Below are 26157 nucleotides of genomic sequence, written 5' to 3'. Positions count from 1 at the left end.
CGAACTTAATCGGCGCGGTAAGATGTTGACTTGACCACATATTTTCGGTCTCCTCATGGAACCAGGCCTGCGTCGGGGCGTTGCTGCTCATTGGGCTTTGGAGGAGGCTTGCTTGGGTGCGCATGCAAGACATGATGACATACGCTCAGATCGCATCGTGCTATGGGACCCGATCCGTTTAGGATTGCGTGGGGTCGCCGACAAGTCGCCGCTGATGGTGTGGATCACCGAGGCCGACGGCTACTGCATTTACATGAATCAGAACTGGTACGACTTTACCGGCCAAGCCCCGCACGCCGCTGAAGGCGACGGTTGGACGCTGGCGTTGCACAAGGATGACCGCCAGCCGGCGCTTGAAGCTTTTCTCTCGGCCACCGAGCGACGCTCCACCTATCACACAGAATATCGCCTGTGCCGCCACGACCAAGAATTCCGCTGGGTGGTGGCCATCGGGCATCCCTATTTTACGCCGGACGGCAAGCTCGGTGGCTATGTCGGCTCCGATGCCAGTGCCGAGGGCCTCGCCGTCAGCCGGCACAAGGCAGACTCGGTTCTGACGCCGCGCGAGCGCGAAGTGGTGCAATGGGTCGCCCAGGGCAAGACCTCGCACGAAGCTTCCATCATCATCGGCATTTCGTCACGCACCGTGGAGCAGCATGTGCAGGCCGCCATGGTAAAGCTCGGCGCCACCAATCGCGTGCAGCTCGCCGTCGAAGCGGCGAAGCGCGGTGAGATCGAAATCTAGGCTCTGGCGCGCAGCGCAAAATCGCTCCAGTGGAGCGATTTTAGGAGACTAGGCCCGAAGAGCTATGCTCGCAGGGCCCGGACATGCCGCACACTCGATCCCTACAGCCCGGTCTTCGCCGCCTTGACCTTGCTGACCAGCAGCTGATTGAGCCGCATTTTGTCGGCGTCGACCACCTCAAACACGAACCCTGCCGCCTCGACCTTGTCGCCCTTGCGGGCTGCGCGGCGCATGCGGTGCACGATGAAGCCGCCGATCGTCTCATAGGCCGCCTCGGCCTCAAGATGACGGATGCCCAGCGCCCGCATCACATCGACAAACGGCGCCATGCCGTCGACCAGCCAGCTGTTGTCGTCGCGCTTGAGGATGGCCTGTTCCTCGAAGGGATTAGCGAGGCCCTGCATCAGGGCGCCCATCAGGTCCTTGAAAGTCACGACACCCACGACCAGGGCATACTCGCTGACCACCAAAGCAAAGCCAGTGCTCTGCGCCTGGAACTCGGCCAGCACTTCCCAGACATTGAGCGTATCGGGGACCGAGAGCACATCGCGCCGCGCCTTGGCGAAATCCACTTCGGCCGGCCGGTCGATGGCCGTGGCCAGCACATCTTCGGCGCGCACGCAGCCGATCACCGAGTCGATGCCGCCATCGCAGATCGGATAATGCGAGAAGGGGCGACGCCGCACCTTGTCTTCCTGCACGTCATGCGGGTCGGAAATATCGAGATAGACGATGTCGTCGCGAATGGTCATTACCGAGGTCACGCTGCGCAATTCCAGCGCCAGCACATTTTCGATCAGCCGGTGTTCGTTCTTCATCAGCACGCCCGAGGCGGCGCCACCGGCGAGGATCATGCGGAAATCCTCGGCCGTCACCGCGTCGGCCGGCACCTTCGGCTCCAGCTGTAACAGTCCGATCAACCCGTCCGACAGCTTGCCGAACAGCCAGACCAGAGGCTTGAGCAGTTTTACCGCAAGTTCGGGGAACCACACTACTCCGAGCGCCACATCTTCGGGCACCAGCATCGCAATGCGCTTTGGGGTCAAGTCGGCAAACAGCACAAAAAGCCCGGTGACGAGGCAGAAGGCCAAAACCGAGCCAGCAATACCCGCTGCGCCCATCTCGACACCCAGCGCCAACAGCGCGCCGCGAAACACCGGTCCCAGCGTATCTTCGCCCAGTGTACCCGCGAGGATCGACACCGCATTGGTAGCGATCTGCAGCGCGGTGATCACCTCGCCCGATTTGGCGCGCAGGGCCATGAAGCGCAGCGCTTTCTTGTTGCCGGCCTCGGCCAGCGAACGGATGCGCAATTCCCGCGCCGCCGCGAAGGCGATTTCCGACAGGGCGATAATGACGCTGACCCCGATCAACAACAGGATCAGGGCAATGCCGACAAGGGGATTCATCAGGATAGGCAATCAGTTGACGCTGGGACGGCCAGACTAGCACAGACGCGGCTTAACATGAACCGCGCCGATGCGCCGGTCGTCAGCTCACCACAGCCGGTCGCGCCACCAAAAGCCGCGACACCTGCGTTGCGAGCTCGGACTGCTGATACGGCTTGGCCAGTCTTGGCAGATCGGTAGTCGTGCCGCTCGGCAAATCCGCATAGCCTGTGGCGAGCAGGATCGGCAGGCCGGGGCGCAGGCTGCGGGCTTGGTCGGCCAGTTCAACGCCGGTCATGCCGGGCATGGCATAGTCGGTGATCAGCGCGTCGATCTGCTTGTTGGTCGCCAGGATTTCCAGCGCCTGCTTGCCCGAATAGGCCTCGATGGCGGTGTGGCCGAGGTCCTCGATCATGTCGACGGTGTTCATATTGATCAGCGCGTCGTCGTCGACCACGAGGATCGTGGACGCCATCGGGGCTGCAATCTCTTCAACGGCCATTTCTATGACCTCCTTGACCGGAGCCGAGGACACCGGCAGCCACAATTCGGCCGTCGTTCCTGTTCCCAGTGCGCTGCGGAGCCGCAAGGCGCCGCCCAATTGCACGGCAAGGCCATGCACCATCGACAGGCCAAGGCCCGTTCCCTTGCCCAGTTCCTTAGTCGAGAAAAATGGCTCAATTGCGCTGGCCAGCGTTTTGGCATCCATGCCGGTGCCACTATCAGTCACCGAGAGGCAAAGATATTGTCCCTCAAGCTCAGAGTCATCGTCCCGCTGATCCAGTGCGATGGTCAGCCGCCCGCCATCGGGCATGGCGTCACGTGCATTAACGGCGAGATTGAGTATCGCCAGCTCAAGCTGGTTGGCATCCACCTTGGCCGGTGGCAGCCCTGCCGTGACGGCAAAGTCCACCGTAATCAGCGGTCCGATCGAGCGCTCCAGCAGCCCGCGCATGCCGTCGAGCAGGTCGTTAAGATCGGTCGGCTCGGGCTTGAGGTCCTGTTTGCGCGCAAAGGCCAAGAGGCGCGCGGTGAGCGACGCGCCGCGATGGGCGCCTTTGAGCGCGCCGTCGATGAAGCGCTGGATCTGCGGATCATCGGGCAGCCGCTTGCGCAGAAGTTCGAGATTGCCCTGGATCGCGGCGAGCAGGTTGTTGAAGTCATGCGCCACGCCGCCGGTCAACTGCCCAATGGTTTCCATCTTCTGGGCCTGGCGCAACTGCTCCTCGGCGCGGCGGCGTTCGGTCATTTCACGGAAGAAGGCCGCGCCGCCGACCACCTGGCCATCGCCACCGCGCAGCGGCGCGTGCTGGCTTTCCAGCACCACATTGCCGCTGGCAATTGTCGTCAGCTCAATCTCTTCGATCGGGCCGGAAATGCCGGCCAGGGCATCCCGCAGGCGGTGCTCGATGGTTTCCTGCTGGCCATCGCCGATAATGCGGGCCAATGGCCGTCCGAGCACGGCCGGAGCCGGCAGGCCGAACATACGCTCCATCACCGGGTTCCAGATCGTCACCCGCAATTCGGTATCATAGGCGACGATGCCGGCTGGTACGCTAGTCAGCAACAGGCCAGACAAGGCGCGCTCGCCGCGCAGCGCCTGCTGCGTGCGTTCGCGCTGGGCGGCAACTTCTGCCAGCAAACGCTCGCGCTCCGCCTCGGCTGCCTTGCGCGCCGAAATATCGGACATGACGCCCACGAGGGTCTGGGGGCGGCCGAAACGATCATTGAGCACGCGAGCGCGCGCATCGATCCAGTGCTCGACGCCATCGGGCCAGACGACGCGGAATTCCAGCACCAAGTCGGCGCCCGCCAGGCCATCGTCAAAAGCCCGCTGCACCCGGCGCTGGTCGGCCAGGGCCACCGATTCGATCAGGTCGGCAAACAGGAAGGCATCATCGGGCTTGCGGCCGAAACAGGCCTTGAACTGTTCCGATCCGATCAGTGACAGCTCGACCACGTCGAGCTCCCAGGAACCCATGCGGCCTGCCAACAGCGCCGTCTGCAGGCGCTGTTCGGCTTCGCGCGCCTCTTCGAGATAGCGCCGCGACTGATATTGCCGCCGGCGACCGCGCAGGGCGGTCTCAACCGCGTTGATCAGCGCCGTCGGATGAAACGGTCGCTCCAGCACGATGACATTGCCCAAAGTGGTTTGCCATTGAGCCACGATAGGCGCCGCTTCGGGCTTGGTGGCGCGCTCGCTGAGGATGACAATGGGAAAATCGGACCAAGTCGGTTGTTCGTCGATCCAGCTCCGGATCGGAGTCAGGTCGGCATATTGCAGCGCCTCGCCTGCAATGATGGCCAAGCCTGCGCCCTCGGTGATGCCGGCTATCAACTCCGCAATGGAGTCGCAGGTCTTGGCTGCCTTGTTGACGTCTCGCAACAGGCCGGCCGCAACCGCCCCGTCACGACCACGGGGCGCCAGGATCAGTGCGCGTTCCGAACTGATCACCCTTGCTTGTCCCCGCTCGATGGCCCGAACCGGCCATCTGGATCTGTGCCCAGCAGCGGATTGCTGGACCCTGTATAGGTGGGAACGCCGCGCAATACACCCTGGAAATCTTCGAGCGGTTTGCCGATCGAAATGCCAGTCCGCCCAATGCGATACTCCCGGATCGTATCCTCATGCGCGCCGCTGCGCTTCTTGATGATCGAGATGGCGCGCCGCACTCGTCCGGTCGCTTCAAAATAACGCAGCAGGATGACACTGTCGGCCAGATAGGTGATGTCGACCGGCGATTTCATGTCACCGACCAGGCCATGCTGCGCGACGGTAATGAAGGTCGTTGCCCCCTGGCGGTTGAGATATTGCAGCAGCTCGTGCATGTGCAGCAGCAGGGAATGCTCTTCCGGCATGGCCGCCTGATAGCCGTTGAGGCTGTCGATCACCACGGTCTTGACTTGGGCATTGTCAACGCGCTGCCGGACGCGATGGGCAAATTCGCCCGGCGATAGCTCGGCCGCGTCGATCTGTTCGATAATTAGGTCACCGCTGTCGCGCAGCGCCTGGAGGTCGATACCCATGGCCTTGGCGCGGCTGAACAGCAGGCCCAGTTCTTCATCAAAGATGAATAGCGCGGCTTTTTCGCCACGCTCGACCGCAGCACGGGCAAAATGCAACGTTAGCAGCGATTTGCCAGCGCCAGCGGGTCCCAGAACCAGGGCGCTGGAGCCCCGTTCCACCCCGCCACCCAGCAGTTCGTCGAGTTCGATTATGTTGCTGGTCAGCGGCGACCGGTCAAAATTCGTCCGGTGTTCGCCGGCGACGAGCCGCGGAAACACATCGACGCCGCCATGCCTGATGGCGAAATCATGATAGCCGCCGCGATAGGCCTGGCCGCGATATTTGATGACCCGCAGCCGACGGCGTTCGGCGCCATAGGTCGGCGCCAGCTCCTCGAGCCGCATGACCCCATGCGCCACCGAATGCACCGTCTTGTCATTGGCGTCGCTGGTCAGGTCGTCCAGCATCATCACCGTCGCGCCATTGCGGGCGAAATAATGCTTGAGCAGCAGGATCTGTCGACGATAGCGAAGTGAACTCTGGGCCAGCAGGCGGATTTCGGACAGGCTGTCGAGCACGATGCGGTCGGGCTTATGCCGTTCCACCGCCTCGAACATCGCTTTGGTCGCTTCGCCCAGCTCAAGGTCAGACGAATAGAGCAGCGTCTGCTGCTGCTCGCTGTCGAGCAGGCTTTCGGGCGGCGCCAGTTCGAAGATCTCGAACTTGTCGGCTATTTCCCAGCCATGCGAATTGGCGGTCAAGCGCAGCTCGTCCTCGGTCTCGGACAGTGTGACATAGAGCCCTTTTTCGCCGCGCGCATGGCCTTCAAGCAGGAATTGCAGCGCGATCGTGGTCTTGCCGGTGCCCGGGCTGCCTTCGAGCAGGTAGAGGTGCCCCCGGGCGAGGCCGCCGACGAGAATATTGTCGAGCCCGGCGACGCCGAGCCTGGCTTTTGCTTCTTTGGTGGTTTCGGACATGACGCTTTCGAACCGCTATCTGACGCTGGACGTTTCCGCCCCAATTTTTCCCAACGTCTACAGTTGAAGGCTGGTTCCGCGCCACCGGGCCTTTTGGCGCAGGACAAACTGGCCTAAAGTCCCGGCTCGCCTGCAATACGGAATCGCTTACATGCATCTGCTGCTCGTCGACGGCTCGGGCTATATCTTCCGCGCCTTTCACGCCCTGCCCCCGCTCAACCGCAAGTCGGACGGCCTGCCCGTCTCCTGCGTGCAGGGCTTCTGCAACATGCTGTATAAGCTCACCGAAGACCTCAAGGGTGACGACGAACCCACCCATATGGCCGTCATCTTCGACGCCAAGGGCAAGACGTTCCGCGATGACTTCTATCCCGAATACAAGGCGCAGCGCCCGCCGGCGCCCGAAGAACTGGTGCCGCAGTTCCCGCTGACCCGCTCGGCCACCCGCGCCTTCAATATCGAATCCATCGAAATGGAGGGCTGGGAGGCCGATGACATCATCGCCACCTATGCCTGCAAGGCGCGCGACGCCGGCTACAAGGTCACCATTGTCTCCTCCGACAAGGACCTGATGCAGCTGGTCGAGCCCGATGGCTCCATCCGCCTGCTCGATACCATTCCCCGCCCCGGCCAGCCCCCCCTGCGCTGGATCGGCATGGACGAGGTCTTCACCAAATTCGGCGTGACGCCCGACAAGGTGATCGACGTGCAGGCGCTGTGCGGCGACACCGTCGACAATGTCCCCGGCGTGCCCGGCATCGGCGTCAAGACCGCGGCAGAGCTGATCAACACCTATGGCAATCTCGAAACCCTGCTCGAGCGCGCCGGCGAGATCAAGCAGAACGCCCGCCGCGAAAAGCTGATCGCCAATGCCGAGCTGGCCCGCATTTCCAAGCGCCTCGTGACCCTCAGCCAGGAGGTCCCGGTCGAGCTCGGCCTCGACGCCCTGCTGCGCCAGCCGATCGAAGCCAGTAAACTCTTCCCCTTCCTCAAGGCGATGGAATTTGCCACCATCACCAAGCGCCTCGCCGGCATTTTGGGCGCCGACCCCGACGCCTGGGCGCCCGATCCCGAACTGGCCGCCGCCGGCACCACATCCGGCCCGATCGGCTTCAACAACGAGGCCCGCGCCGAAGCCCGCGCCGCGCGCACCGAGGCCGCCGGCAAGGCCGAGGCGCCGCTGATCCTCCATGCCGCGGCCGAACACGCGCGCATCAAGGCCATTCCCTTCAAGCCGGAAGACTATGAGATCATCCGCGATGCGGCCGGCCTGCAGCGCTGGATCGATGCCATCGAAATGACCGGCTATGTCGCGACCGACGCCGAAAGCACCGGCCTCGACAACCAGACCGCCGATCTGGTCGGCCTCTCCTTCTCGATCCATCCCGGCACCGGCGCCTATCTGCCGCTCGGCCATACCACCGGCTCCGGCGACTTGCTGGGCGGCGGCCCGGCGGAAGGCCAGATGGATATGCGCCAGGCGCTGGACATGGTCCGTCCCATGTTCGCCTCCAAGGCGATCCTCAAGATCTTCCACAATGCCAAATATGACCTGGGCCTGCTCGCCCGCTATGACGTCGCGGTCAATGCGATCGACGACACCTTGCTGCTGAGCTATGCGCTCGACGGCCCGCAATACAACACGCTGGGCGATCTCGCCGACCATTGGCTCGGCGTGCCCGGCACCTCGATCAAGGACCTGATCGGCTCGGGCAAGACGCAGATCACCTTTGCCGAGGTCGAGTTGGAAAAGGCCGCGCGCTATGCCGCCGAGGACAGCGACATGACGCTGCGCCTCTGGCAGATCCTCAAGCCCCGCCTTGCCGCCGAGAACATGACCACGGTCTATGAAACCCTCGAACGGCCGCTCGCCCCGGTGCTGGGCCGCATGGAAGGCCGCGGCATCCATGTCGACCGCCAGATCCTCGCCCGCCTGTCGGACGATTTCTCGCAGCGCGCCGCAGCGCTCGAAGCCGAAGCCTATGAGCTGGCCGGGTCCAACTTCAACCTTGGCTCGCCCAAGCAGCTGGGTGAAATCCTCTTCGATCGCATGGGCCTCGAAGGCGGCACCAAGACCAAGACCGGCGCCTGGTCGACTGGCGCGGACGTCTTGGAAGACCTCGCCCTCAAGGGCATTCCGCTTGCCCGCACCATTGTCGACTGGCGCCAGCTGACCAAGCTGATGGGCACCTATACCAATGCCCTGCCCGAATATATCAACCAGCGCACCGGCCGCGTGCACACGACCTATAGCCAGCATTCGGTGCTCACCGGGCGCCTCTCGTCCAACGATCCAAACCTGCAGAACATCCCGGTCCGCACTGCCGACGGCCGCAAGATCCGCACCGCCTTCGTCGCCGCCCCGGGCAAGATTTTGATCAGTGCCGACTATTCCCAGATCGAGCTGCGCGTCCTCGCCCATATCGCCGATATCCAGGCGCTCAAGGATGCCTTCGAGGAAGGCCTTGACATCCATGCCATGACCGCCAGCGAAATGTTCGGCGTGCCGGTGGAAGGCATGCCGTCCGACGTGCGCCGCCGCGCCAAGGCAATCAATTTCGGCATTATCTACGGCATTTCCGCCTTCGGCCTCGCCAACCAGCTGGCCATCCCGCGCGGCGAGGCCGGCGACTATATCAAGACCTATTTCGAGCGCTTCCCCGGCATCAAGGACTATATGGAAGAGCAGCGCAAACGGGTGAAAGCCGACGGTTTCGTCACCACGATCTTCGGCCGCAAGATCAACTTCCCCAATGCTAATTCCAGCCACGCCGCCGAACGGAGCTTTGTCGAACGCGCCTCGATCAACGCGCCCATCCAGGGCTCAGCCGCCGACATCATCCGCCGCGCCATGATCCGCATGGAGCCGGAACTCAAGAAGGCCGGCGTGGAAGCCGACATGCTGCTGCAGGTGCATGACGAGCTGATCTTCGAAGTGCCGCTGGGCACGGAGGACGTGGCCATGGCGGCGATCAAGACGGTGATGGAAGGGGCGGCTGAGCCGGCAGTGCGGCTGAGCGTGCCGATCCAGGTGGATGCACACGCGGCGCATAATTGGGATGAGGCTCACTAAGGGCCTGAGAAAATGGTCCCGCCTGGCATTGACCAATGCAGGTCCCTCAATTCCGCGCGCGTGCAATATTTGGAAATGGCGCCAGCAGCTAACTAACGCTTTTATCGGAAGCTTAGCGGCCTCATGTTTGGGTTTTATTTGATGCTGCGTTCGACTGGAACTCTGGAATCGATAAAGCGTGCGCTAGCGCTGCCCTAACTCGCTTCTCAAGAGTCAGGCTATCGTGATAAGTAATAACTCTTTTTGTCTTTATGTCGAACGGAACCTCATCGATAGTTTCGCTAAGCAGTATTGTCGTTCGTCCAACAGTGTGGGCAATTCCAAGCTCGTAGAATACGTTGGGGTTTCTACCTCCAACGTTTGCTATTATTATCGCACTTTTCATCATTAGACGAACTATATGCGGCAAAACTTCGCCAGACACAAATTTCTCGTCGCCCCTCACGCAATTAAGGCCAAGCCCATTGCAAACCAACTTAATTGACCTGAATACTCTATCTTCATTTTCCAAAAAAGGCGTAAGAACAAATACTAGCTTAGGATCAATGGCGACATCAGCCAGAGCGATATTGTATTCCCTTAGAAGGGGAATGGCCGAAGGATCAATATTAGCAGGAATATCCTGCTGAACCTTCTGACTTGACAGAATAAGATGATTTAGCTCCTGCCATCTATCTTCCGTTGCAGTCAATCTCTTCGATAGACTTGAAATCTGCTCCTCATAAGTCTCACGAACAGCAGAAAGAACAACTTCCTGCCTTTGCTTGTCGTATTTTGATAGCGAGCGATCTCGCATAAAAACAAAAATTATTACCGGGATAAATATGATTGTCAAAACTACTAGAAATAGAAATAAATATACGGAAACAGAACCAATGCTAAAATTTTGCATGGAACACCCCCGAGAACAAAGTAATGCCTAGCGTTGAAAATGCGACTAAGTATGATATGGTGCAATTCATCACTGTGAATAGATTGCGTTCGGCATCAAATGCCCTATCGGATTTACTACAAACAAACGTAGTTATTATTCCGAGCAATCCATAGATCATAAATGTACCCAGAATAAAGCCCAGAGGCCAGTTTACCCCACGTTGCTGCGCCACGATCATACTGGTCACCCCGTAGGACAAAGACAAGAACGTCAAATCAACGGGAAAAGATAAGAAGGACTTTGCAAAACTTATCGCCGTAACCTGCCTATCAATCATCAACCGCAACAGCGACTTGAATAGTATTATTGTACCCGGCAGCATAAACTCTGGACTCATATTTATGCCACCCCAGTCACAGCACATTTTTACGTGAAATGCTTAAGTCTTATTTTTTTAGTAGGTTTTGCGACGCCACCCGACGCAATTTTTTAGAAATATGTCCAAGCATCTTTAATGCTAATAGTTCATTCTGCATTCCCGTTGAAGGGTTTTTGGGAATTTTACCGTATTAAGGTATCACGCGATGCGTTTTCAGCATCGGCGATATCTTTATTTGAGCATAATGAGGAGTGCGGCAACCTCGACGATCGTTATCGAGCCTACCGCATTGCCTCCACCGCCAGATGCAGCCGCTCCGCGCTCACCGCCGTCCATCTCCCCACCGCACTCTTCTCCGCTGCCTCCTGCCGCACATAGGCTTCGATGCGCACCTGGCCGATTTCATCGAGCAGATGCCGGCAGGGCTTCCACATGGCCCAGTCGGGATTGACCATGCGCATATGCAAGCGGTCATTGACGATGTCGAAGTGAACATTGGCCGAGCGGGCCAGGTCGAGGAATTCGGCGACCTCGGTGTCGATCATGGTGTCGTGGGGGAACATGGCGCTGCCTCGCATTTGATACAAAGGCAATGCATCTGGCCCCATTGCGCTCCCAAAGCCTGCCGGCATGGTTAACAAGGCGTAAATCCCCAGAACGGCTTCAAATCCTCTTCGCGCTATCCCCTTTATCCACGCCCCCTCGGCCTGCGCGCATAATGCCGCCATCCACCCCGCATGAGCGGCCTGCAGGCGACAGTGGCGGGAGTGGGCCGGGCACGGGACTATGCCAGTCGCCGTGGGTTCACGCCCGGGCCGTCGGTATGCGAGGTTATGCCGGCCGCCTGACGCGGTTCATAAAACCGGACGTCCCGAGGCGGTAATCGTCTCACATACTAAATCCCTCAGAGGCGAAAGCCGTCTCGGGATCCGCTCTTTTCGAAAACCGCATTGCAGGCGGCGCTTCCGCTCGCCGGAACGGACGGGACCCTGCGCCATTACCCATCCGAACTCCTTTGAAAGCGCCCCATGTCCAATCATTTCGAAACCCTCGCACGGCTCGGCTATGCAGCACGCGGCGTGGTCTATCTGCTGCTGGGCGGGCTGGCGCTCACCTCGGCCATCTGGGGCGGCGCCGATGCCGAAGGCTCGTCGGATGCGCTGTCGAGCCTGCTTGCACTGCCATTTGGCCGCCTGCTGCTCGGCGCAGTCGCGATCGGGCTGATGGGCTATATCCTCTGGCGACTGGCGCAAGGCCTGCTCAATGCCGATGGCGTCAAGGACGATGCATCCGGCTTTATCGGTCGTGTCGGCTCGCTGATCAGTGCCGGTGCCAATGTGTTTCTGGCGCTCACCGCAGCCGGCATGGCACTGGGCGGCGGCAGCGGCGGTGCGGGCGGCGGGGAGGAGGACGCCTCGGCCTGGCTGCTGCAACAGCCCTTTGGGCCGTGGCTGCTTGGCCTGGCTGCCCTTGGCGTGATCGTCGGCGGGCTGGTGCAGGTCTGGAAGGGTGTTTCGCGCGACTATGCCAAACGCATCGACCTGCCCGCCGCGCATCGGCGCTGGCTCGATCCGGTCTGCCGGTTTGGCCTGGCCGCACGCGGCACGCTGCTGGCCATTATTGGCGGCTTCGTGCTTTATGCCGCCTTCACCGTCTCGCCCGAACAGGCCGGCGGCATCGCCCAGGCGCTGGACTATGTGCATGCCCTGCCCTTCGGCCCCTGGCTCTATGGCCTGGCTGCGCTCGGGCTCGTGGCCTTTGGCGCTTATAGTGTGGTGCAGGCGCTCTATCGCCAGGTCGACGCCCCGGGCATGGCAGACCTCAAGCGTGCTGTGCCGGGTGTTTGAGCCGGTACATCCAATTGCGCCAATCACAATCGGCAACCGCAGCGGCGCCACCTCGTTTCTCCTGCTGGAAGGAGACGTCCCATGGTTCAGACCAGCAGCCATCCATCCCGTACCGCCGAGCGGTTCACCGGCCCGCGCCGCAAACGCTACAAGTCGCTGATCGAGGCGCGCAAGGATGCCGAATTGCCGGCCGGCGAATTCGAAACCGTGCATCCGGCCAGTACGCCTGCCCCGCGTCCGGTGCTCGTCAGCAATACGCGCGCGGAGCGCTGACATGCGCCAGCTCTCCTTCGGCCAATCCAACGCCCTGGCGCCACGCCGATCCTTCGGCGGCGGCGCCTTTATCGGCAAGTTTCTCGAAGCGCAGAACCTGGTCTATCCGCAGGTGCTGGGCGAGCTGCGCGCCGGCCGCAAGCGGGGACATTGGATGTGGTTCATCTTCCCGCAGATCGCCGGGCTGGGCCGCACCGCCAACTCACGGCATTTCGCCATCGACAACCTTAAACAGGCCGAGGCCTATCTGGCCCATCCGATCCTTGGCGGCCGCCTGCGCGAATGCACCGAAAGCGTTTTGCTGCATGGTCCGGGCGGCCCGGCGCCGCGCAACCTGGTGCAGATCTTCAGCACGCCGGATGATCTCAAATTCCACTCGTCGATGACGCTGTTTCATCGTGCCGACGCGGGTGAGCCGCTGTTCAGCCGCGCCCTGCGCGCCTTCTTCCGCAGCCGGGAAGACCAGGCAACGCTCGACCTGCTCTAGCGGGTCAGCGTCACCAGCCGGCCGTCGCCACCGGGCGGAATGGACAGCGCCACGGTCAGCGTGGCGGCCGCGACAATCTCGGGCGACCGCTCGGCCCATTCGACCAGCACGATCGCATCAGGATTGTCGAGCAGGCCCAGTTCATCAACCTCGCGCGGATCGCCGAGCCGGTAGAGATCGGCATGCAGCACCGGACCTTTCGGCGTGTCATAGGGCTGCACCAGAGCAAAGGTCGGCGATGGCACATCCATCCGCTGATCACCGGTCAGCGACCGGATGATGGCACGGGCCAGCGCGGTCTTGCCTGCCCCGAGGTCACCCTCCAGCACCACCAGATCGCCGGGCTGCAGCGTCGCTGCCAGCTCGGCCCCGAGGGCCGCCGTGGCGTCATCATCTGCCAGCAGCCGCGCCATTATTCGGCGACGCCGGCCATGGCGCTGTCGCGCGGCAGGTTGACGACGATGCGCGAGCCGCGCGGTTCGCGCTTTTCGGCGATGATGGTGCCGCCATGCAGGTTGACGAAGGTCTTGACGATGGCGAGCCCGAGGCCCGCGCCGCGCTGGCGGCCAGAAGGCGTGTCGATGCGGGTCTGGATGGCGGCGCGCATTTCGTCGGTGACGCCGGGGCCCTCGTCCTCGATGATGAACAGCATGCGCTCGGCGCGATGGCTGACCGAGAGGCGGATTTCGCCACCCGGCGGCGAGAAGCGTGCGGCATTGGAGAGCAGGTTATACAGCACCTGCACGATGCGCGTGCCGTCGGCGATAAACGGCGGCATGCCGTCCTCGATATCGACCACCAGATTGATCGGCTTTTCGCCCGAAATTTCCGGGAAGGTCGCCGAGAGCCCAGCCTTGGCCTTGTCGACCAGGGTGAAGACATCGAGCAATTCCGGCCGCAGTTCGGCAATGCCGGCATCGACGGAGGCGAGGTCGAGGATATTGTCGATCAGCACGCCCAGGGTCACCGAGGAGGCGCGGATATAGTCGATATAGGAGCGCTGCCGTTCGTTGAGCGTACCGCCCTCGGTGCCGGCCAGAAGGTCAGCAAAGCCGATGATATTGGTCAGCGGCGAGCGCAGTTCATAGGAGACATTCTCGACGAAGGCGTCCTTGAGCAGGTCGGCCGCCACCAGCGCATCATTGCGCTCCTTGAGCACTTTCGAATAGCTGGCGCTTTCGGTGACATCGAGGAAGGTCATCATGGTCTGCCCGTCGGGCAGGCGGGTGATGGCATAATCCAGCAGCCGGCCATCGGAGCGGTTCAGCCGTCCCGTCTGGTCCGAGCGGGTCGGGTTAAGGTCGATGATGCCGCGTTTGAGATCGCGCCAGATGCTGGCGCCGTCTTCGGGAATGGCGCGGCCCGAGGCCTCGGCGATCTGGTCGATATGCGGATTGCGGCCCAGCTCATTGGCCGGCAGCTTCCACAGCGTCGAGAGCCGCGGATTGGAGAGCGTCAGCCGGCCATTGGTGCCAAACACCGCCACGGCTTCGGAGAGCGCATTGATGGTTTCGCGCTGCACATTGGAAAAGGCCTTGTTGGTCGATTCCAATTTGAGGCGTTCGGTAATGTCCTCAAAGACATAGATCACCCCGCCCTGCGCGCCCGCCGGGGCCGAAATCACCTTGATCGAACGGCCATCCGGCAGATGCCAGGGCTCATTCTCATGCGGCGCCTTGCGGGCATAGCTTTCGAGATGTTTGGTCCGCCAGGTCTGGTAGTCGACCTGATTGGGCAACATGCCCTCGGTGCGCAGCTTGTCGAGAATGGCGCGCTCGTCGAGGCCGGGCACGAGGAAGGCGCGGCTCAGATGCCAGAGGCTGGCATAGGCCTCGTTGAACTGCACTAACTCGCGCTTGGCATTGAAAATGGCGATCGGCGTGGTCAGCGCGCCGATAATGCCGCCGACATGGGCAAGGCCCGTTGCAGCCGGGCGGGCGGTTTCGTCTTCCACCGCCTGCAGGTAACCGGCACGGCCGCCGGTTATCGGGAATTCCACCAGCTGGTAGCTGCCAAGACCCGGCCAGGCCAAGGCTGTGGTGCCGATCCTGTCGCCTGTCGCGCAGGTCTGCAGATGCTGGCGCAGCTGCGGCGTATCGAGCAGCTCAGGCGGCGCGCTTTCGCTGCCATGCTTGCCGACCGCCTTGGCCAGCTGCAGATAGGCGGCATTGGCATAGACCAGTCTCTCGGCCTTGTCGCGCGCAAAGGCCGGCTGCGGCAGGGCGGCCAGCACGGCACGCACACTGCCGACATCGCCGGTTGCGGCAGCAGCCACCAAAGTCGGCTCGGCGCCGGGTTGCAAAAAGGCGGGACGCAGGCGCAGCGCCGCGCCGCCGCCCAGCACCCAGCCATTGGCGCGGATCAGCCGGCCGTCGAGCGCCGTGATGCTGACGGCAAAGGCATGGCCGTGCACCCGCAGGTCTTCCAGCAGCCGCGCCAGCTTGTCGGCGTCATTGGGATGGAGCCAGGAGGGGAAATTGAGCACGCTTTCGGGATGCCGGCCCATCGGCAGGACTGCTGCAGACTGGCCCAAAAGCTTGGGTGCGCCATCGCTACTTTCGGTCCACAGCACGGTGACTTCGCGCGAGCCGGAGAGCAGCGCTTCATATTCATCGACCATAGCGCGCAGGCCGGCGATCTGTTCGCCCGCCTGGCGACGGGCCGCCTTGCCATCGGCCAGCATGGTGCGCACCACGCTCATGGCCAGTATGGCGAAAGCACCGGCGCCGACCGCAATGGCCAGGGGCGCGGCCCCGGCCAGGCTGGATGGCGTCACACCCTGCGCCACGGCCGGAGCCGCCGTCATCAGAGTAAGTGGGGCTGCCGCAAGTGTTGCGAATCCCCAATGCTTCCGGAAGTGATCCGGCGCCATGCGCTGCCCTCTAGGTCAAAAATCTGGTTGCCAGCCCGGTTCCAAAAAGAACCGATACGCGGTGTTCAAACGAGATGGCCAAACGCGGAGTCCCTAGGGAATCCAGCCATCTCCGAAACAGTTGCGCGCCCCCGGCAACCGAATCACCCTGACCATACCGGCACGATGAATCCGCTAAAAGAGTCTTAATGGATGTGCATTGCGGGCAAAGGATACATAACTGGGATTGACCGGAGAACGAAGCAGCAACGCTTCGAAACGCCCTGCCGGACAAATTGAGTCCGCGCCGCGATTTGCGCCACGAAGGCCATCAGGGCCGCGCCCGGGAGGGTCGCCCGGTCGGCGCCGAGTTATCCCCAAACAAAAACGCCCGCGGCCAAAACCGCGGGCGCCATCATCAATGAAGCCGATCCTAGTAGCGGTATTCGCCGCTCTTGAACGGGCCTTCGACGGTCACGCCGATATAGTCGGCCTGGTCCTTGGTCAGCTTGGTGAGCTTGGCGCCCAGCTTGGCCAGGTGCAGTTCGGCGACCTTTTCGTCGAGATGCTTGGGCAGCACATGCACCTTCTTCTCAAGCGTCTCGCCATTGGTCCAGAGTTCGATCTGGGCCAGGGTCTGGTTGGCGAATGAGGCCGACATGACAAAGCTCGGGTGACCGGTGGCATTGCCCAGGTTCACCAGGCGGCCTTCGGAGAGCAGGATCAGGCGCTTGCCATCGGGCTTTTCGATCAGGTCGACCTGTGGCTTCACATTGGTCCACTTGAAGTTGCGCAGGCCGAGCACGTCGATCTCGTTGTCGAAGTGACCGATATTGCAGACGATGGCCATGTCCTTGAGCTTGCGCATGTCATCGACCATCAGCACGTCGCGGTTGCCGGTGGCGGTAACGACGATGTCGGCACGCTCGGCGGCGTCTTCGAGTGTCACGACCTCAAAGCCTTCCATGGCGGCCTGCAGGGCGCAGATCGGGTCGACTTCGGTGACCAGCACGCGGGCGCCGGCGCCGCGCAGCGATTCAGCCGAACCCTTGCCCACGTCGCCATAGCCGCAGACGATGGCGACCTTGCCGGCCAGCATGACGTCGGTGCCGCGACGAATGGCGTCAACCAGCGATTCACGGGTGCCGTACTTGTTGTCGAACTTGGACTTGGTAACCGAGTCGTTGACGTTGATGGCGGGGAAAGGCAGCTCGCCCTTGGCATGCAGCTGGTAGAGGCGCATCACGCCCGTGGTGGTTTCTTCCGAGACGCCGCGGATGGCGGCACGGATGGTCGAGAAGAAGGTCGGGTTCTTGGCCAGGCGGCGCTTGATGGTGGCGAAGAAGATTTCCTCTTCCTCATTGCCCGGCTTGTCGAGGATGGAAATGTCCTTCTCGGCCTTGGCGCCGGTCAGGATGTACATGGTGGCATCGCCGCCATCGTCGAGGATCATGTTCGGCGTCGAACCCGGCCAGTCCATCATGCGGTCGGTGAAATCCCAGTATTCTTCCAGCGTCTCGCCCTTGTGGGCAAACACTGGGATGCCGGCGGCAGCAATGGCCGCAGCAGCATGGTCCTGGGTCGAGAAAATGTTGCACGAGACCCAGCGCACTTCGGCACCAAGCGCGACCAGCGTCTCGATCAGCACGGCGGTCTGGATGGTCATGTGCAGCGAGCCGGCAATGCGGGCACCCTTGAGCGGCTGGGCAGCGGCATATTCGGCGCGGATGGACATCAGGCCGGGCATTTCGATTTCGGCGATGTCGAGTTCCTTGCGGCCAAAGGCGGCGAGGGAAATGTCCTTGACCGCAAAGTCGGTCGAATGGGTGGTCATGTGATGGCTCCGGAGCGCAGACGAGGGACGTTACCCTTGCTATACGCAAGGCCCGGGTCCGGATCAACCGGAGACATAAAGAAATGTTTATATCTAGCTAGCGATAAGCCGCGTAGCGGCGCTTTGCCAGGCTCTTGAACGGCATGGCGCCGAAGCGCCACAGGCCCGAGAGGATCAGATAGCCGAGGATAAAGCCGCCGCCGGCGTAGAGAATACCCTCCATGGTGACCGGCACTGCTGGCTTGTAATTTTCCAGCGTGCGCTGGCCGATATCGGTATCGAGATAGGCCGGCAGCGACTGGAAGCGCTCCACCGGCCCGGCGCCCTGGATCTCGGTCAATATGGCGCTGAGCTGTTCGAGCCGCACAAAATTGGCCGCCTCGCTCACCCCACGGCCGACGATGAAGCCGTCGGTCGCACTGTCATAGCGCTGCAAAGCCTGCTGCCGATCAAGCCCGGCATCGGCCGCTTCGCTGTCGAAGCGCTGGGTGATGATGCGCAGCTCGTCCACCGCGCCGCCGAGGCGCTGGGTATATTGCTGGGCATATTCGGGAAACTGGCTGAGCGCCACGGCCAGTCCCAGCCCGCCAATTCCCGCAATCGCTCGCCGCATGATTTGCTCCTGCTGTGCAGGGAGAATGAGCCGCTGGCGGTTACGGTTGCATGAAGAGGCTCTAGCGCAGCGGCACGGTCAGCGTGCCCTTGGCATCGAAGCGCCGGTTCTCCCCGCCAATGCCCTGATAGCCAAACGAGGATTTCCAGCGCGTGCCGCTGGGCAGTTCCACATTGAGCGTGCCCTCCAGCCCGCTGCGCAGGCCATCCACCGCCAGCGCATCATCCAGCGACAGCTTGGTCACCGTGTCGAGCTTGAGCCCGGTGGTGAACACCACATTGTCCACCGTGGCCAGCCGATAGGTGACGCTGGGGCCTAGGGCTAGCTCGCCGGTCGCCCGGCGCTGCGCTTCGACCAGGGCGCCATCCAAATCCTGCAAAGCCGGGGCATGGGCAGCAAAATAGCTCACCCGCGCCTGCGGCCTAAAGCTCCACTCATCGAACTGCCATTTGCCGGAAAAGGCCGTGGTCATCAGCCAATTGGCAGTCTCACGCTCGTCCTCGCTCCACGAACCGGCACCACCACGGGCGCCCAGCAGGTCGAGATAGAAATTCTCCGACAGCCGCGCCGTGCCGAAACCGCCAAGGCTCCAACCGGCCAGTTGCGACGCCGCCCGCGTATCGGTCTGGGCGAAGCCGCCCAGCAGCAGGCTGTCATTGACCAGATAATCTCCGCCGGTGCTGACCACGTCGCGCCGCTCGCCACCGCCCAGCTCGGCCAACAGCGTCGACCGACCCTTGAGCCACAGGTCATAGAGCCGCGGTTTTTGGTTGCCACCCAGCTTGTCATAGGCAGCCAGCGACGCCGCCACCGGGATCGGCGTGCCCGACATAATGCCCGGCAGCGCCTTCATGAAGCGCTCTGGCGTTTTGGGAACCTCGATCACCCCGCGCAGCCGATCGCTGCGATCTGCTGCCGTCGGCAGGTTGGCGAGTATCTGCTGGTTGCGCGCCAGCGCATCGCTCAGGTCTGGCAGGCCCTGCGCCATGCCGACGGGACCGCACAGCAAAAAGCCGACAACACCTAGCAGCAACGACCGCCCGCGGCCGCGCCTTGCTCCAAACCATTTCGCCATAATCGTCCCTGTCACGGCCCGCACGGCCGCGGCAAAGCACGCGACCGGCCATCAAGGGAGCCCCAGGACTGACGCTGGCTCCCCGCTCATCCCCTAAGGAATGGCGCCATGGTCGCGCCGATCCCTGTCATGATCCACCCCCAGCGGTTCAAGGGAGCCATGAGCTGAGGGGGATGGTCGAGGCGTTTGTGGAAAGGGTTTGTTTACTTTCGGCCCGGCGCCTAGCCATCCCCCCACCCCTAATCGCTCCCCATTAAGGGGAGGGAAGCCGACGCTCGGTGCCTCGGCTCTTGCTCATCCCTCCTTCTTGTGGGGAGGGTGGCCCCGAAGGGGGCGGGTGGGGGGAGGGTTGCGCACTATCTCGGGGATGACGCTTGTTCGAGCGCCGCAAGAACGACTTCAATCACCCCATCGATATTCCGCATAACATCCAGATTGGTGACGCGCAGCACTCGATAACCTTCGGCCGATAGAAAGGCATCACGAACCCTGTCGTGCTTTTGCCCAGCGTCGGAGAAATGCGTATCGCCATCCACTTCGATGATGAGCCTGGCGCGATGACAGGCGAAGTCGGCAATGTAATGCCCAAACGGAACTTGCCGACGAAAGTGGTGATGAAGCGGCTTGAGGGCGCGCAATGCATTCCAGAGTTTTGCTTCTGGCGCTGGCATGATCTTGCGAAGCTGGCGTGCCCGTTCGACGCTCATACCCCAACCTCAATCCCTCCCCACAAGGGGGAGGGGAGGCCGCCCTGTGCACGGAATACATCCAGTCACCAAGGCGTTTCAGGTTACGAGGCCCTACCCCGCAACCCCGTCGCTATCCTCGTCAAAGCCGTTGTTCACCAGCTCGACGATCGCTTCCAGCGCCTCGCGGGCCTGCTTGCCGCTGGCTTGTACCAGGATGGTCGAGCCGGGGCCGGCGCCGAGCATCATCAGACCCATGATGGAATTGCCATTGACCGACGAGCCGTCCTTGATGACGGAAACAGTGGCGTCAAAGCATTCGGCCGTGCGCACGAAGCGGGCCGAGGCGCGGGCGTGCAGGCCCTTGCGGTTGACGATGGTCAGTTGCTGGGCAACTGCCCGGCCGGCGCCGGTCCCGTCCATCAAACAGAACCCCGCATGGCTTTAACCGAAAACCGCGTCGCACTTTTCGGAGCCATGCTTAACCCGCACCCAGGATGGAATTGGCGACGGTGATGTACTTCCGCCCCGCTTCCTGTGCCAGGTTCACCGCATCCTTGATCGCCATGTCGCTGCGCACCCGGCCGAGCTTGACCAGCATCGGCAGGTTCACCCCGGCGATGACTTCAACCTCGCGGTTCTGCATCACGGAAATGGCGAGATTGGAGGGGGTGCCACCGAACATGTCGGTCAGGATGATGACGCCGGCGCCGTCGTCGGCGCGGTCGACAGCAGCCAGGATGTCGTTGCGGCGGTTTTCCATATTGTCATCGGGACCGATGGCGATGGTTTCGCAGAAATCCTGCGGCCCCACGACATGCTCGAGAGCCGACTTGAATTCATTGGCAAGCGCACCATGCGTCACCAGAACCAGACCAATCATGCAACGTCCCCAGCCTGCCGAGCCACGCCACCACAGCGGCGCCCACGGCATTCCAGCAAATTCTGCCCCCTGTCCACCCGGCCGGCGAAGCGCCAGCAAAGTGAACCCGAACCCGGCCCAGAAGGACGAGCATGGGCCATTTTCGGCTCGTAGCCGCTGGGATTCAAGTGGTTTTTTGTCACGGTACCGTGGAAGAGCGCGACAATGCCGAAATCGCCTCGATCACCAGCAGCATCTGGTGACCCAGGCTGATGACGTCGCCATAGGGCACCGGCGCCCGCGCCACGCTGGTTCCAGCCAGTTCCGTCACCATCTGGTCTTCCTCCAGCATGCGCACCAAATCGGGCACCAGATCGATGACGAGATGCAGCGGGACCGGACTTCTATGTGGCCGGCTGACGATCCCGCGCCCGCGCAATTCGATCAGCCCGGCCAGGCGATCCGGCGCCAGCATGGTGAGTTGACCGCCAGCGAGCTGCAGATCGACCCGATCGTCGGAAACGAGGAAGGCCGGCAGGCCCCTGCCCTCCCAGCGATCCAGCAAAGTCATGGCCAGAACCGATTTGCCCGCACCCGAAGGCCCACGCAGCAAAATTCCGGTGTCGCCCAGAAGAAGCCCCGTTCCATGCACGTTGATTGGCTTGCTCATGCCGCCAATCTATTTGCGGGCGCGCGGCAAGACAATCGTAAACACCGCGCCGGAGCGGTCTGTACGGTTACCACCCTTGATGGTTCCCTTATGCGCATCAACAATTTGCTTGGAGATGGAGAGCCCCAGCCCCGAGTGGTCGCCAAAGCTCTCGCTGTCGGGACGGTCGGTGTAGAAGCGCTGGAAAATCTTGCCGAAATCGCCGGTAATGCCGGGGCCCTCGTCGGTCACTGTAACGACGATCTGCTCAGGGTCGGTCGATAGCGCCACGCGCACCACGCCGCCCTCGGGCGAAAAGCTCACCGCATTGTCGATTAGATTGGCGAACACCTGGGCCAGCCGGCTTTCGTGGCCATTGATTACCGCAGCGCCCTTGCCGGCGCGCTTGTCCATGACGACGGTCACGCCGCGCCCCAGCGCCATGTCCTTCTGGATCGACACCATTGCCTCGGCCAGCTTCTCCACATCTACACGCTCCGAACCCTCTCGCGCCAGTTCGGCATCGAGCCGGCTGGCGCTGGAAATATCGGTGATCAGCCGGTCGAGGCGTTTGACGTCGTGCTGGATAATGTCGTTGAGCCGGTCCTTGTCCTCCTGGCGCTTGGCCAACGGCAAAGTCTCCACCGCGCTGCGCAGCGAGGTCAGCGGGTTTTTCAGCTCATGCGCCACGTCGGCGGCAAAGCGCTCGATGGCCTCGATGCGGTTGTAGAGCGCGTCGGTCATGCGCCGCAAAGCGCCGCTCAGATGACCGATCTCGTCGGGCCGATCGGTGAAGTCGGGAATTTCGGCGCGCGCATTGCCGGCGGTCTGCACCCGTTCGGCGGCTTCCGACAGGCGCCGCATCGGTCCGGCAATGGTGCCGGCCATCAAAAGCGACAGCGCGATCTGCACGCCCGCCGCGATCATGGCGATGCGCAGAATGCTCCAGCGCTCCTGCGCCACCACGGAATCGATATCGCCCGGCGCGGTCGACAGCAGGATGGCGCCTACCACGGCCCGAAGCCGCTGCACCGGCACGGCCACCGACACCACCAATTGGTTCTGCGCATCGACGCGCACGAAATCCGCCGGCGCGCCGCTCAGCGCCGACGCCACCTCAGGATAGCGGGCGCCTTCGTCGACACCATATTCCTGGTATTTCGGGAAATTATCGCCAGGCACCCAGCTCAGCACGGCGTTCCACCAGTTCCACAGGAAGAAGTCGTCGCGCTTGGTCTCGATAATGGTCCGCATCACCTCGCCGCGCGCATAGATATTGTCGCTATCGAGGATCATCAGCCCACCCTGATCATAGATGCGGGCGCGGGTACGGGTCGGGGTGATCAGGTTGCGCAAGAGGGGCGCCACCCGCTCCGGATTGATCGGAAATTCCAGCGTCGGATCGAAATAGCTCAACGACGACACCGTGCCATCGCCCTGCAACTGCAGCAGGCGGTCAGGGTTGATCGAAATGACGTCGCTATCCACCGTCGCCGAAGCGGCGATGGCGGCGGCGATGATTTCGCCCTGCACGCGCAGTGATTGCACGCGGGCATCGATCAGACCGGCGCGCCACTGGTTGAGGTAGAGGATGCCCACCACCAGCACCAGGAGACCCGCCAGATTGAGCACGATGATGCGCTGGGTCAGGCTGGAGAAAATGGTGAAGTTGAGGAACCGCACCACGGCATTGGACAGCTTGTAGAAGGGCGCCAAGAGAAGCCGCCAGCGATTGGCTTTGCTCAGGGTCTCCGGCTCAGGGACGGCCGTGTCCGCCCCCGGCGCGCGCCATTGCTGGTCTGCGTCGGGCTGGGATGCCTGATCCGGATCGAGAATGGCCACTTTCGCGCCTATTGCTCCTTGAAGCGATAGCCGACGCCATACAGCGTCTCGATCATCTCGAAGTCGTCGTCGGTCGCCTTGAACTTCTTGCGCAGCCGCTTGATGTGGCTGTCGATGGTGCGATCGTCGACATAGACCTGATCGTCATAGGCCGCATCCATCAGGGCATTGCGCGACTTGACCACGCCGGGCCGCAAAGCCAGCGCCTGGAGGATCAGAAATTCGGTGACGGTCAGCGTGACGCGCTGGCCCTTCCAGGTGCAGGTATGGCGCTCTTCGTCCATCACCAGCGAGCCGCGCTCGATCAGCGCCTTGCCCGTGCCGGGTTCGCCCGGCGCACCAGCGGGAGCCGAAGGATCGCGCGGGGCGGAGCGGCGCAGGATCGCCTTGACGCGCTCAACCAGCAGGCGCTGGCTGAACGGCTTGGTGATGAAATCATCGGCGCCCATCTTGAGGCCGAACAGCTCGTCGATTTCCTCGTCCTTGGACGTCAGGAAAATCACCGGCACATCGGACTTCTGGCGCAGGCGGCGCAGCAGTTCCATGCCGTCCATGCGGGGCATCTTGATGTCGAGAATAGCCAGGTCGGGCTTGTCCGTGGTCAGGCCCTCAAGGCCCGAGGCACCATCGGTATAGGTGGCGACCTGATATCCTTCGGCCTCCAGCGTCAGCGACACGGAAGTGAGAATATTACGGTCGTCATCGACCAGAGCGATTTTTGGCATGGGCTGCCTTTCTTGTTCGGACGCTTGCAAACAGGCGGCACTATTGGCCGTGAACTACGCTTGCAGGGGACAAATACGCATTAAATAAGGCGCGGCCAAGGGCGGTGCGCTGTTGCGACGCGATGCGACTTCAGTCTTACGACCGATTTCGGGATGGTTGAGGCACGAATTCGCACTCTATTTTCAACTCCACAGCAGGCGGCACCTTGGCCGCGCATGCGACGGAGTGATTGCGATGACCCAGTTCGACCATGAGACCCTCAGGAGCCAGATTGCCGCCCGGGCCGGCTCGCTGTCGCTCAACGACATCGCGCCCGTGCTGGTTGCACGCTCCGTGCAGGGTGAGGAAGCAGAGCTGACCGTCGATGGCGCCGTCAGCGTGCGCACCGGACAGTTCACCGGCCGCTCGCCGAAAGACAAGTTCATCGTCCGTGACGGGCTGACCGAAAACAGCGTCTGGTGGGATAATGCGGGCGCCATCAGCCCGGCCCAGTTCGACCTGCTGCTCGAGGATGCCGTGGCCTCCTTTGGTGGCGTCGCCGCCTTCCGGCAGGACCTGCTCGCGGGCGCCGATCCGCGCCACCAGTATGGCGTCACCGTCCTGACCCCCAGCGCCTGGCATGCCCTGTTCATCCGCAACCTGCTTATTCGTCCCGGCGAAGGCATAGAGGCCGGTAGCGGCGCGACGCCCGTCACCATCGTCCATGCCCCGCGCTTCAAGGCCGACCCGGCCCGCCACGGCGGCCGCAGCGAGACGCTGATCGCGCTCGACATGAGCCGCAACATCGTCGTCGTCGCCGGCACGCTCTATGCCGGTGAAATCAAGAAGTCGGTGTTCTCGCTTTTCAATTTCCACGCCCCACGCCAGGGCGTGCTGCCGATGCATTGCTCGGCCAATCTTGGGAAGGATGGCGAAGCCGCCCTGTTCTTTGGCCTCTCGGGGACCGGCAAGACCACTCTCTCCAACGATCCCGATCGCCCACTGATCGGCGATGACGAACATGGCTGGAGCGCGGATGGCGTCTTCAATCTCGAAGGCGGTTGCTATGCCAAGACCATCAAGCTCAGCCCGGAAGCCGAGCCCGAAATCTTTGCCGCCACCAAGCGCTTCGGCACGGTCTTGGAGAATGTCGTGCTCGATGGCGCGCGCGTGCCCGAGTTCGACGACGTCTCACTGACCGAAAATACCCGCGCGGCTTACCCGATCCATGTGCTGCCGGCCATTGCCAAGGGCAGCGTCGGCGGCACGCCCAAAACTGTGGTCTTCCTCACCGCCGATGCCTTCGGCGTCCTGCCGCCGGTCGCGCGCCTGACACCCGAACAAGCCGTCTATCACTTCCTTTCCGGCTATACCGCCAAGGTGGCCGGCACCGAACGCGGCGTCACCGAACCGCAGGCCACCTTCTCGGCCTGCTTCGGCGCCCCCTTCATGCCGCTGCACCCCACGGTCTATGGCGACATGCTGGCCGACAAGCTGCAAACCAGCGGCGCTACCGCCTGGCTGATCAACACCGGCTGGACCGGCGGCGGCTATGGCGTCGGCAAGCGCATCGACATCGCCTCCACCCGCCGCCTGCTCACCGCAGCGCTGGATGGCTCGCTCGACAATGCCGAAATGCGGGTGGACGAGCTGTTCGGTTTCGAAGTGCCGCTCGCCGTCCCCGGCGTCGATAGCAAGCTGCTGACGCCGCGCCAGACCTGGGCCGATGCCGAAGCCTATGACAGGCAGGCCCTGCACCTCGCCGGCCTGTTCCGCGCCAATTTCGAGAAATTCGGCGATGCGGCGAACGCGGCGCCCGGGCCAAGGATGGCGCAGGCCGCGGAATAACGAAGGGGCGCTGCGAGGCGCCCTTTTTCATTTGAGCCTCGGCAAGAACAGCACGCGTGGCGCCGCTCTCCACCACGCTATGCTTGGTCCCCCTCTCCCGTAACGGGAGAGGAAGCCACCCCAATCATCTGTGCCCGCAGTC

Annotated in this window: 22 protein-coding genes; 6 read left to right on the top strand and 16 right to left on the bottom strand. The window is 62.4% G+C overall.

Annotated features, from left to right (window positions below; translation table 11 throughout):
• Nucleotides 1-184 precede the first annotated feature (184 nt).
• The gene (locus tag BM045_RS01890; RefSeq protein ID WP_170848330.1) at nucleotides 185-745 is read left to right on the top strand and encodes a LuxR C-terminal-related transcriptional regulator; all 561 of its coding nucleotides are present in this window, start codon (nucleotides 185-187) and stop codon (nucleotides 743-745) included.
• A 101-nt stretch (nucleotides 746-846) separates the two neighbouring features.
• Here BM045_RS01890 and BM045_RS01885 read toward each other — a convergent pair whose 3' ends face one another.
• The 3 genes from BM045_RS01885 to BM045_RS01875 all read right to left on the bottom strand — a co-directional run bounded on the left by BM045_RS01885 (nucleotide 847) and on the right by BM045_RS01875 (nucleotide 6117).
• Nucleotides 847-2154: a hemolysin family protein gene (locus BM045_RS01885; RefSeq protein WP_092179303.1), complete on the bottom strand. Its 1308-nt coding sequence runs from the start codon at nucleotides 2152-2154 to the stop codon at nucleotides 847-849.
• 82 nt (nucleotides 2155-2236) lie between these two features.
• Nucleotides 2237-4588 (bottom strand): hybrid sensor histidine kinase/response regulator, encoded by a 2352-nt coding sequence (locus BM045_RS01880; RefSeq protein WP_092179302.1) that lies wholly within the window; start codon nucleotides 4586-4588, stop codon nucleotides 2237-2239.
• Nucleotides 4585-6117, bottom strand: a complete 1533-nt coding sequence (locus tag BM045_RS01875; RefSeq protein ID WP_092179301.1) for an ATPase domain-containing protein — start codon at nucleotides 6115-6117, stop codon at nucleotides 4585-4587. The genes BM045_RS01880 and BM045_RS01875 overlap by 4 nt, the downstream gene beginning before the upstream one ends.
• A gap of 151 nt (nucleotides 6118-6268) precedes the next feature.
• Here BM045_RS01875 and polA point away from each other — a divergent pair, with 151 nt between their 5' ends.
• A complete protein-coding gene (gene polA, locus BM045_RS01870; RefSeq protein WP_092179300.1) occupies nucleotides 6269-9190 on the top strand; it encodes a DNA polymerase I in 2922 nt (973 codons plus the stop codon).
• Between the two features lie 121 nt (nucleotides 9191-9311).
• Here the strand turns inward: polA and BM045_RS18670 are convergent, their stop codons facing one another.
• Together BM045_RS18670 and BM045_RS01860 are read right to left on the bottom strand one after the other, a co-directional pair.
• A complete protein-coding gene (locus tag BM045_RS18670) occupies nucleotides 9312-10082 on the bottom strand; it encodes a hypothetical protein (protein ID WP_139198674.1) in 771 nt (256 codons plus the stop codon).
• Between the two features lie 642 nt (nucleotides 10083-10724).
• Nucleotides 10725-11006 (bottom strand): hypothetical protein, encoded by a 282-nt coding sequence (locus tag BM045_RS01860; protein WP_092179298.1) that lies wholly within the window; start codon nucleotides 11004-11006, stop codon nucleotides 10725-10727.
• 465 nt (nucleotides 11007-11471) lie between these two features.
• Here BM045_RS01860 and BM045_RS01855 point away from each other — a divergent pair, with 465 nt between their 5' ends.
• From BM045_RS01855 to BM045_RS01845, 3 genes are all read left to right on the top strand, one after another.
• Nucleotides 11472-12290 carry a DUF1206 domain-containing protein gene (locus BM045_RS01855; protein WP_092179297.1) on the top strand — a complete coding sequence of 273 codons (819 nt, stop codon included), beginning with the start codon at nucleotides 11472-11474 and terminating at the stop codon, nucleotides 12288-12290.
• Between the two features lie 81 nt (nucleotides 12291-12371).
• Entirely contained in the window at nucleotides 12372-12563 is a 192-nt protein-coding gene (locus tag BM045_RS01850; RefSeq protein WP_092179296.1) for a hypothetical protein, read from the top strand.
• Between the two features lies 1 nt (nucleotide 12564).
• Nucleotides 12565-13050, top strand: a complete 486-nt coding sequence (locus tag BM045_RS01845) for a DUF1810 domain-containing protein (protein WP_092179295.1) — start codon at nucleotides 12565-12567, stop codon at nucleotides 13048-13050.
• Here BM045_RS01845 and tsaE read toward each other — a convergent pair.
• The 11 genes from tsaE to BM045_RS01790 form a co-directional block, all read right to left on the bottom strand.
• Complete coding sequence (gene tsaE, locus BM045_RS01840; RefSeq protein WP_092179294.1) at nucleotides 13047-13463, bottom strand: tRNA (adenosine(37)-N6)-threonylcarbamoyltransferase complex ATPase subunit type 1 TsaE; 417 nt, start codon at nucleotides 13461-13463, stop codon at nucleotides 13047-13049. The genes BM045_RS01845 and tsaE overlap by 4 nt on opposite strands.
• The gene (locus tag BM045_RS01835) at nucleotides 13463-15856 is read right to left on the bottom strand and encodes a sensor histidine kinase (protein ID WP_170848329.1); all 2394 of its coding nucleotides are present in this window, start codon (nucleotides 15854-15856) and stop codon (nucleotides 13463-13465) included. Before BM045_RS01835 ends, tsaE begins: the two co-directional genes overlap by 1 nt.
• Nucleotides 15857-16334: 478 nt before the next feature.
• On the bottom strand, nucleotides 16335-17735 hold the full coding sequence (gene ahcY / locus BM045_RS01830; protein ID WP_092179292.1) for an adenosylhomocysteinase: 1401 nt from the start codon (nucleotides 17733-17735) through the stop codon (nucleotides 16335-16337).
• 97 nt (nucleotides 17736-17832) lie between these two features.
• Nucleotides 17833-18348, bottom strand: a complete 516-nt coding sequence (locus BM045_RS01825; RefSeq protein WP_092179291.1) for a DUF2937 family protein — start codon at nucleotides 18346-18348, stop codon at nucleotides 17833-17835.
• A 61-nt stretch (nucleotides 18349-18409) separates the two neighbouring features.
• Nucleotides 18410-19381: an autotransporter outer membrane beta-barrel domain-containing protein gene (locus BM045_RS01820; protein WP_139198673.1), complete on the bottom strand. Its 972-nt coding sequence runs from the start codon at nucleotides 19379-19381 to the stop codon at nucleotides 18410-18412.
• A 398-nt stretch (nucleotides 19382-19779) separates the two neighbouring features.
• The gene (locus tag BM045_RS01815) at nucleotides 19780-20130 is read right to left on the bottom strand and encodes an endonuclease domain-containing protein (protein WP_092179289.1); all 351 of its coding nucleotides are present in this window, start codon (nucleotides 20128-20130) and stop codon (nucleotides 19780-19782) included.
• A 93-nt stretch (nucleotides 20131-20223) separates the two neighbouring features.
• Nucleotides 20224-20532 carry an HPr family phosphocarrier protein gene (locus tag BM045_RS01810; RefSeq protein WP_092179288.1) on the bottom strand — a complete coding sequence of 103 codons (309 nt, stop codon included), beginning with the start codon at nucleotides 20530-20532 and terminating at the stop codon, nucleotides 20224-20226.
• Between the two features lie 58 nt (nucleotides 20533-20590).
• Nucleotides 20591-20992 (bottom strand): PTS sugar transporter subunit IIA, encoded by a 402-nt coding sequence (locus BM045_RS01805; RefSeq protein WP_092179287.1) that lies wholly within the window; start codon nucleotides 20990-20992, stop codon nucleotides 20591-20593.
• 178 nt (nucleotides 20993-21170) lie between these two features.
• Nucleotides 21171-21641 (bottom strand): HPr kinase/phosphorylase, encoded by a 471-nt coding sequence (locus tag BM045_RS01800; RefSeq protein ID WP_092179286.1) that lies wholly within the window; start codon nucleotides 21639-21641, stop codon nucleotides 21171-21173.
• A 9-nt stretch (nucleotides 21642-21650) separates the two neighbouring features.
• Nucleotides 21651-23462, bottom strand: coding sequence for a sensor histidine kinase (locus BM045_RS01795; protein ID WP_244522843.1), 1812 nt, complete (start codon nucleotides 23460-23462; stop codon nucleotides 21651-21653).
• An 8-nt stretch (nucleotides 23463-23470) separates the two neighbouring features.
• Nucleotides 23471-24187 (bottom strand): response regulator transcription factor, encoded by a 717-nt coding sequence (locus BM045_RS01790; protein ID WP_092179285.1) that lies wholly within the window; start codon nucleotides 24185-24187, stop codon nucleotides 23471-23473.
• A 235-nt stretch (nucleotides 24188-24422) separates the two neighbouring features.
• Here BM045_RS01790 and pckA point away from each other — a divergent pair, with 235 nt between their 5' ends.
• Nucleotides 24423-26015: a phosphoenolpyruvate carboxykinase (ATP) gene (pckA, locus tag BM045_RS01785; protein WP_092179284.1), complete on the top strand. Its 1593-nt coding sequence runs from the start codon at nucleotides 24423-24425 to the stop codon at nucleotides 26013-26015.
• Nucleotides 26016-26157 lie beyond the last annotated feature (142 nt).

Origin of the sequence: Devosia sp. YR412, from assembly GCF_900110945.1 — a bacterium.
In the GTDB taxonomy this organism is placed as follows: domain Bacteria; phylum Pseudomonadota; class Alphaproteobacteria; order Rhizobiales; family Devosiaceae; genus Devosia.
Note: the sequence above shows the minus strand (reverse complement) of the source record. Positions and strands in the feature narration are given on the sequence as shown.

Bases quoted from the DNA above. Each gene is read 5' to 3' on its own strand.
- BM045_RS01885 (WP_092179303.1), bottom strand. From the start codon at position 2,154: ATGAATCCCCTTGTCGGCATTGCCCTGATCCTGTTGTTGATCGGGGTC.
- BM045_RS01875 (WP_092179301.1), bottom strand. From the start codon at position 6,117: ATGTCCGAAACCACCAAAGAAGCAAAAGCCAGGCTCGGCGTCGCCGGG.
- polA (WP_092179300.1), top strand. From the start codon at position 6,269: ATGCATCTGCTGCTCGTCGACGGCTCGGGCTATATCTTCCGCGCCTTT.
- BM045_RS18670 (WP_139198674.1), bottom strand. From the start codon at position 10,082: ATGCAAAATTTTAGCATTGGTTCTGTTTCCGTATATTTATTTCTATTT.
- BM045_RS01860 (WP_092179298.1), bottom strand. From the start codon at position 11,006: ATGTTCCCCCACGACACCATGATCGACACCGAGGTCGCCGAATTCCTC.
- BM045_RS01855 (WP_092179297.1), top strand. From the start codon at position 11,472: ATGTCCAATCATTTCGAAACCCTCGCACGGCTCGGCTATGCAGCACGC.
- BM045_RS01850 (WP_092179296.1), top strand. From the start codon at position 12,372: ATGGTTCAGACCAGCAGCCATCCATCCCGTACCGCCGAGCGGTTCACC.
- BM045_RS01845 (WP_092179295.1), top strand. From the start codon at position 12,565: ATGCGCCAGCTCTCCTTCGGCCAATCCAACGCCCTGGCGCCACGCCGA.
- tsaE (WP_092179294.1), bottom strand. From the start codon at position 13,463: ATGGCGCGGCTGCTGGCAGATGATGACGCCACGGCGGCCCTCGGGGCC.
- BM045_RS01835 (WP_170848329.1), bottom strand. From the start codon at position 15,856: ATGACGGCGGCTCCGGCCGTGGCGCAGGGTGTGACGCCATCCAGCCTG.
- ahcY (WP_092179292.1), bottom strand. From the start codon at position 17,735: ATGACCACCCATTCGACCGACTTTGCGGTCAAGGACATTTCCCTCGCC.
- BM045_RS01825 (WP_092179291.1), bottom strand. From the start codon at position 18,348: ATGCGGCGAGCGATTGCGGGAATTGGCGGGCTGGGACTGGCCGTGGCG.
- BM045_RS01815 (WP_092179289.1), bottom strand. From the start codon at position 20,130: ATGAGCGTCGAACGGGCACGCCAGCTTCGCAAGATCATGCCAGCGCCA.
- BM045_RS01810 (WP_092179288.1), bottom strand. From the start codon at position 20,532: ATGGACGGGACCGGCGCCGGCCGGGCAGTTGCCCAGCAACTGACCATC.
- BM045_RS01805 (WP_092179287.1), bottom strand. From the start codon at position 20,992: ATGATTGGTCTGGTTCTGGTGACGCATGGTGCGCTTGCCAATGAATTC.
- BM045_RS01800 (WP_092179286.1), bottom strand. From the start codon at position 21,641: ATGAGCAAGCCAATCAACGTGCATGGAACGGGGCTTCTTCTGGGCGAC.
- BM045_RS01790 (WP_092179285.1), bottom strand. From the start codon at position 24,187: ATGCCAAAAATCGCTCTGGTCGATGACGACCGTAATATTCTCACTTCC.
- pckA (WP_092179284.1), top strand. From the start codon at position 24,423: ATGACCCAGTTCGACCATGAGACCCTCAGGAGCCAGATTGCCGCCCGG.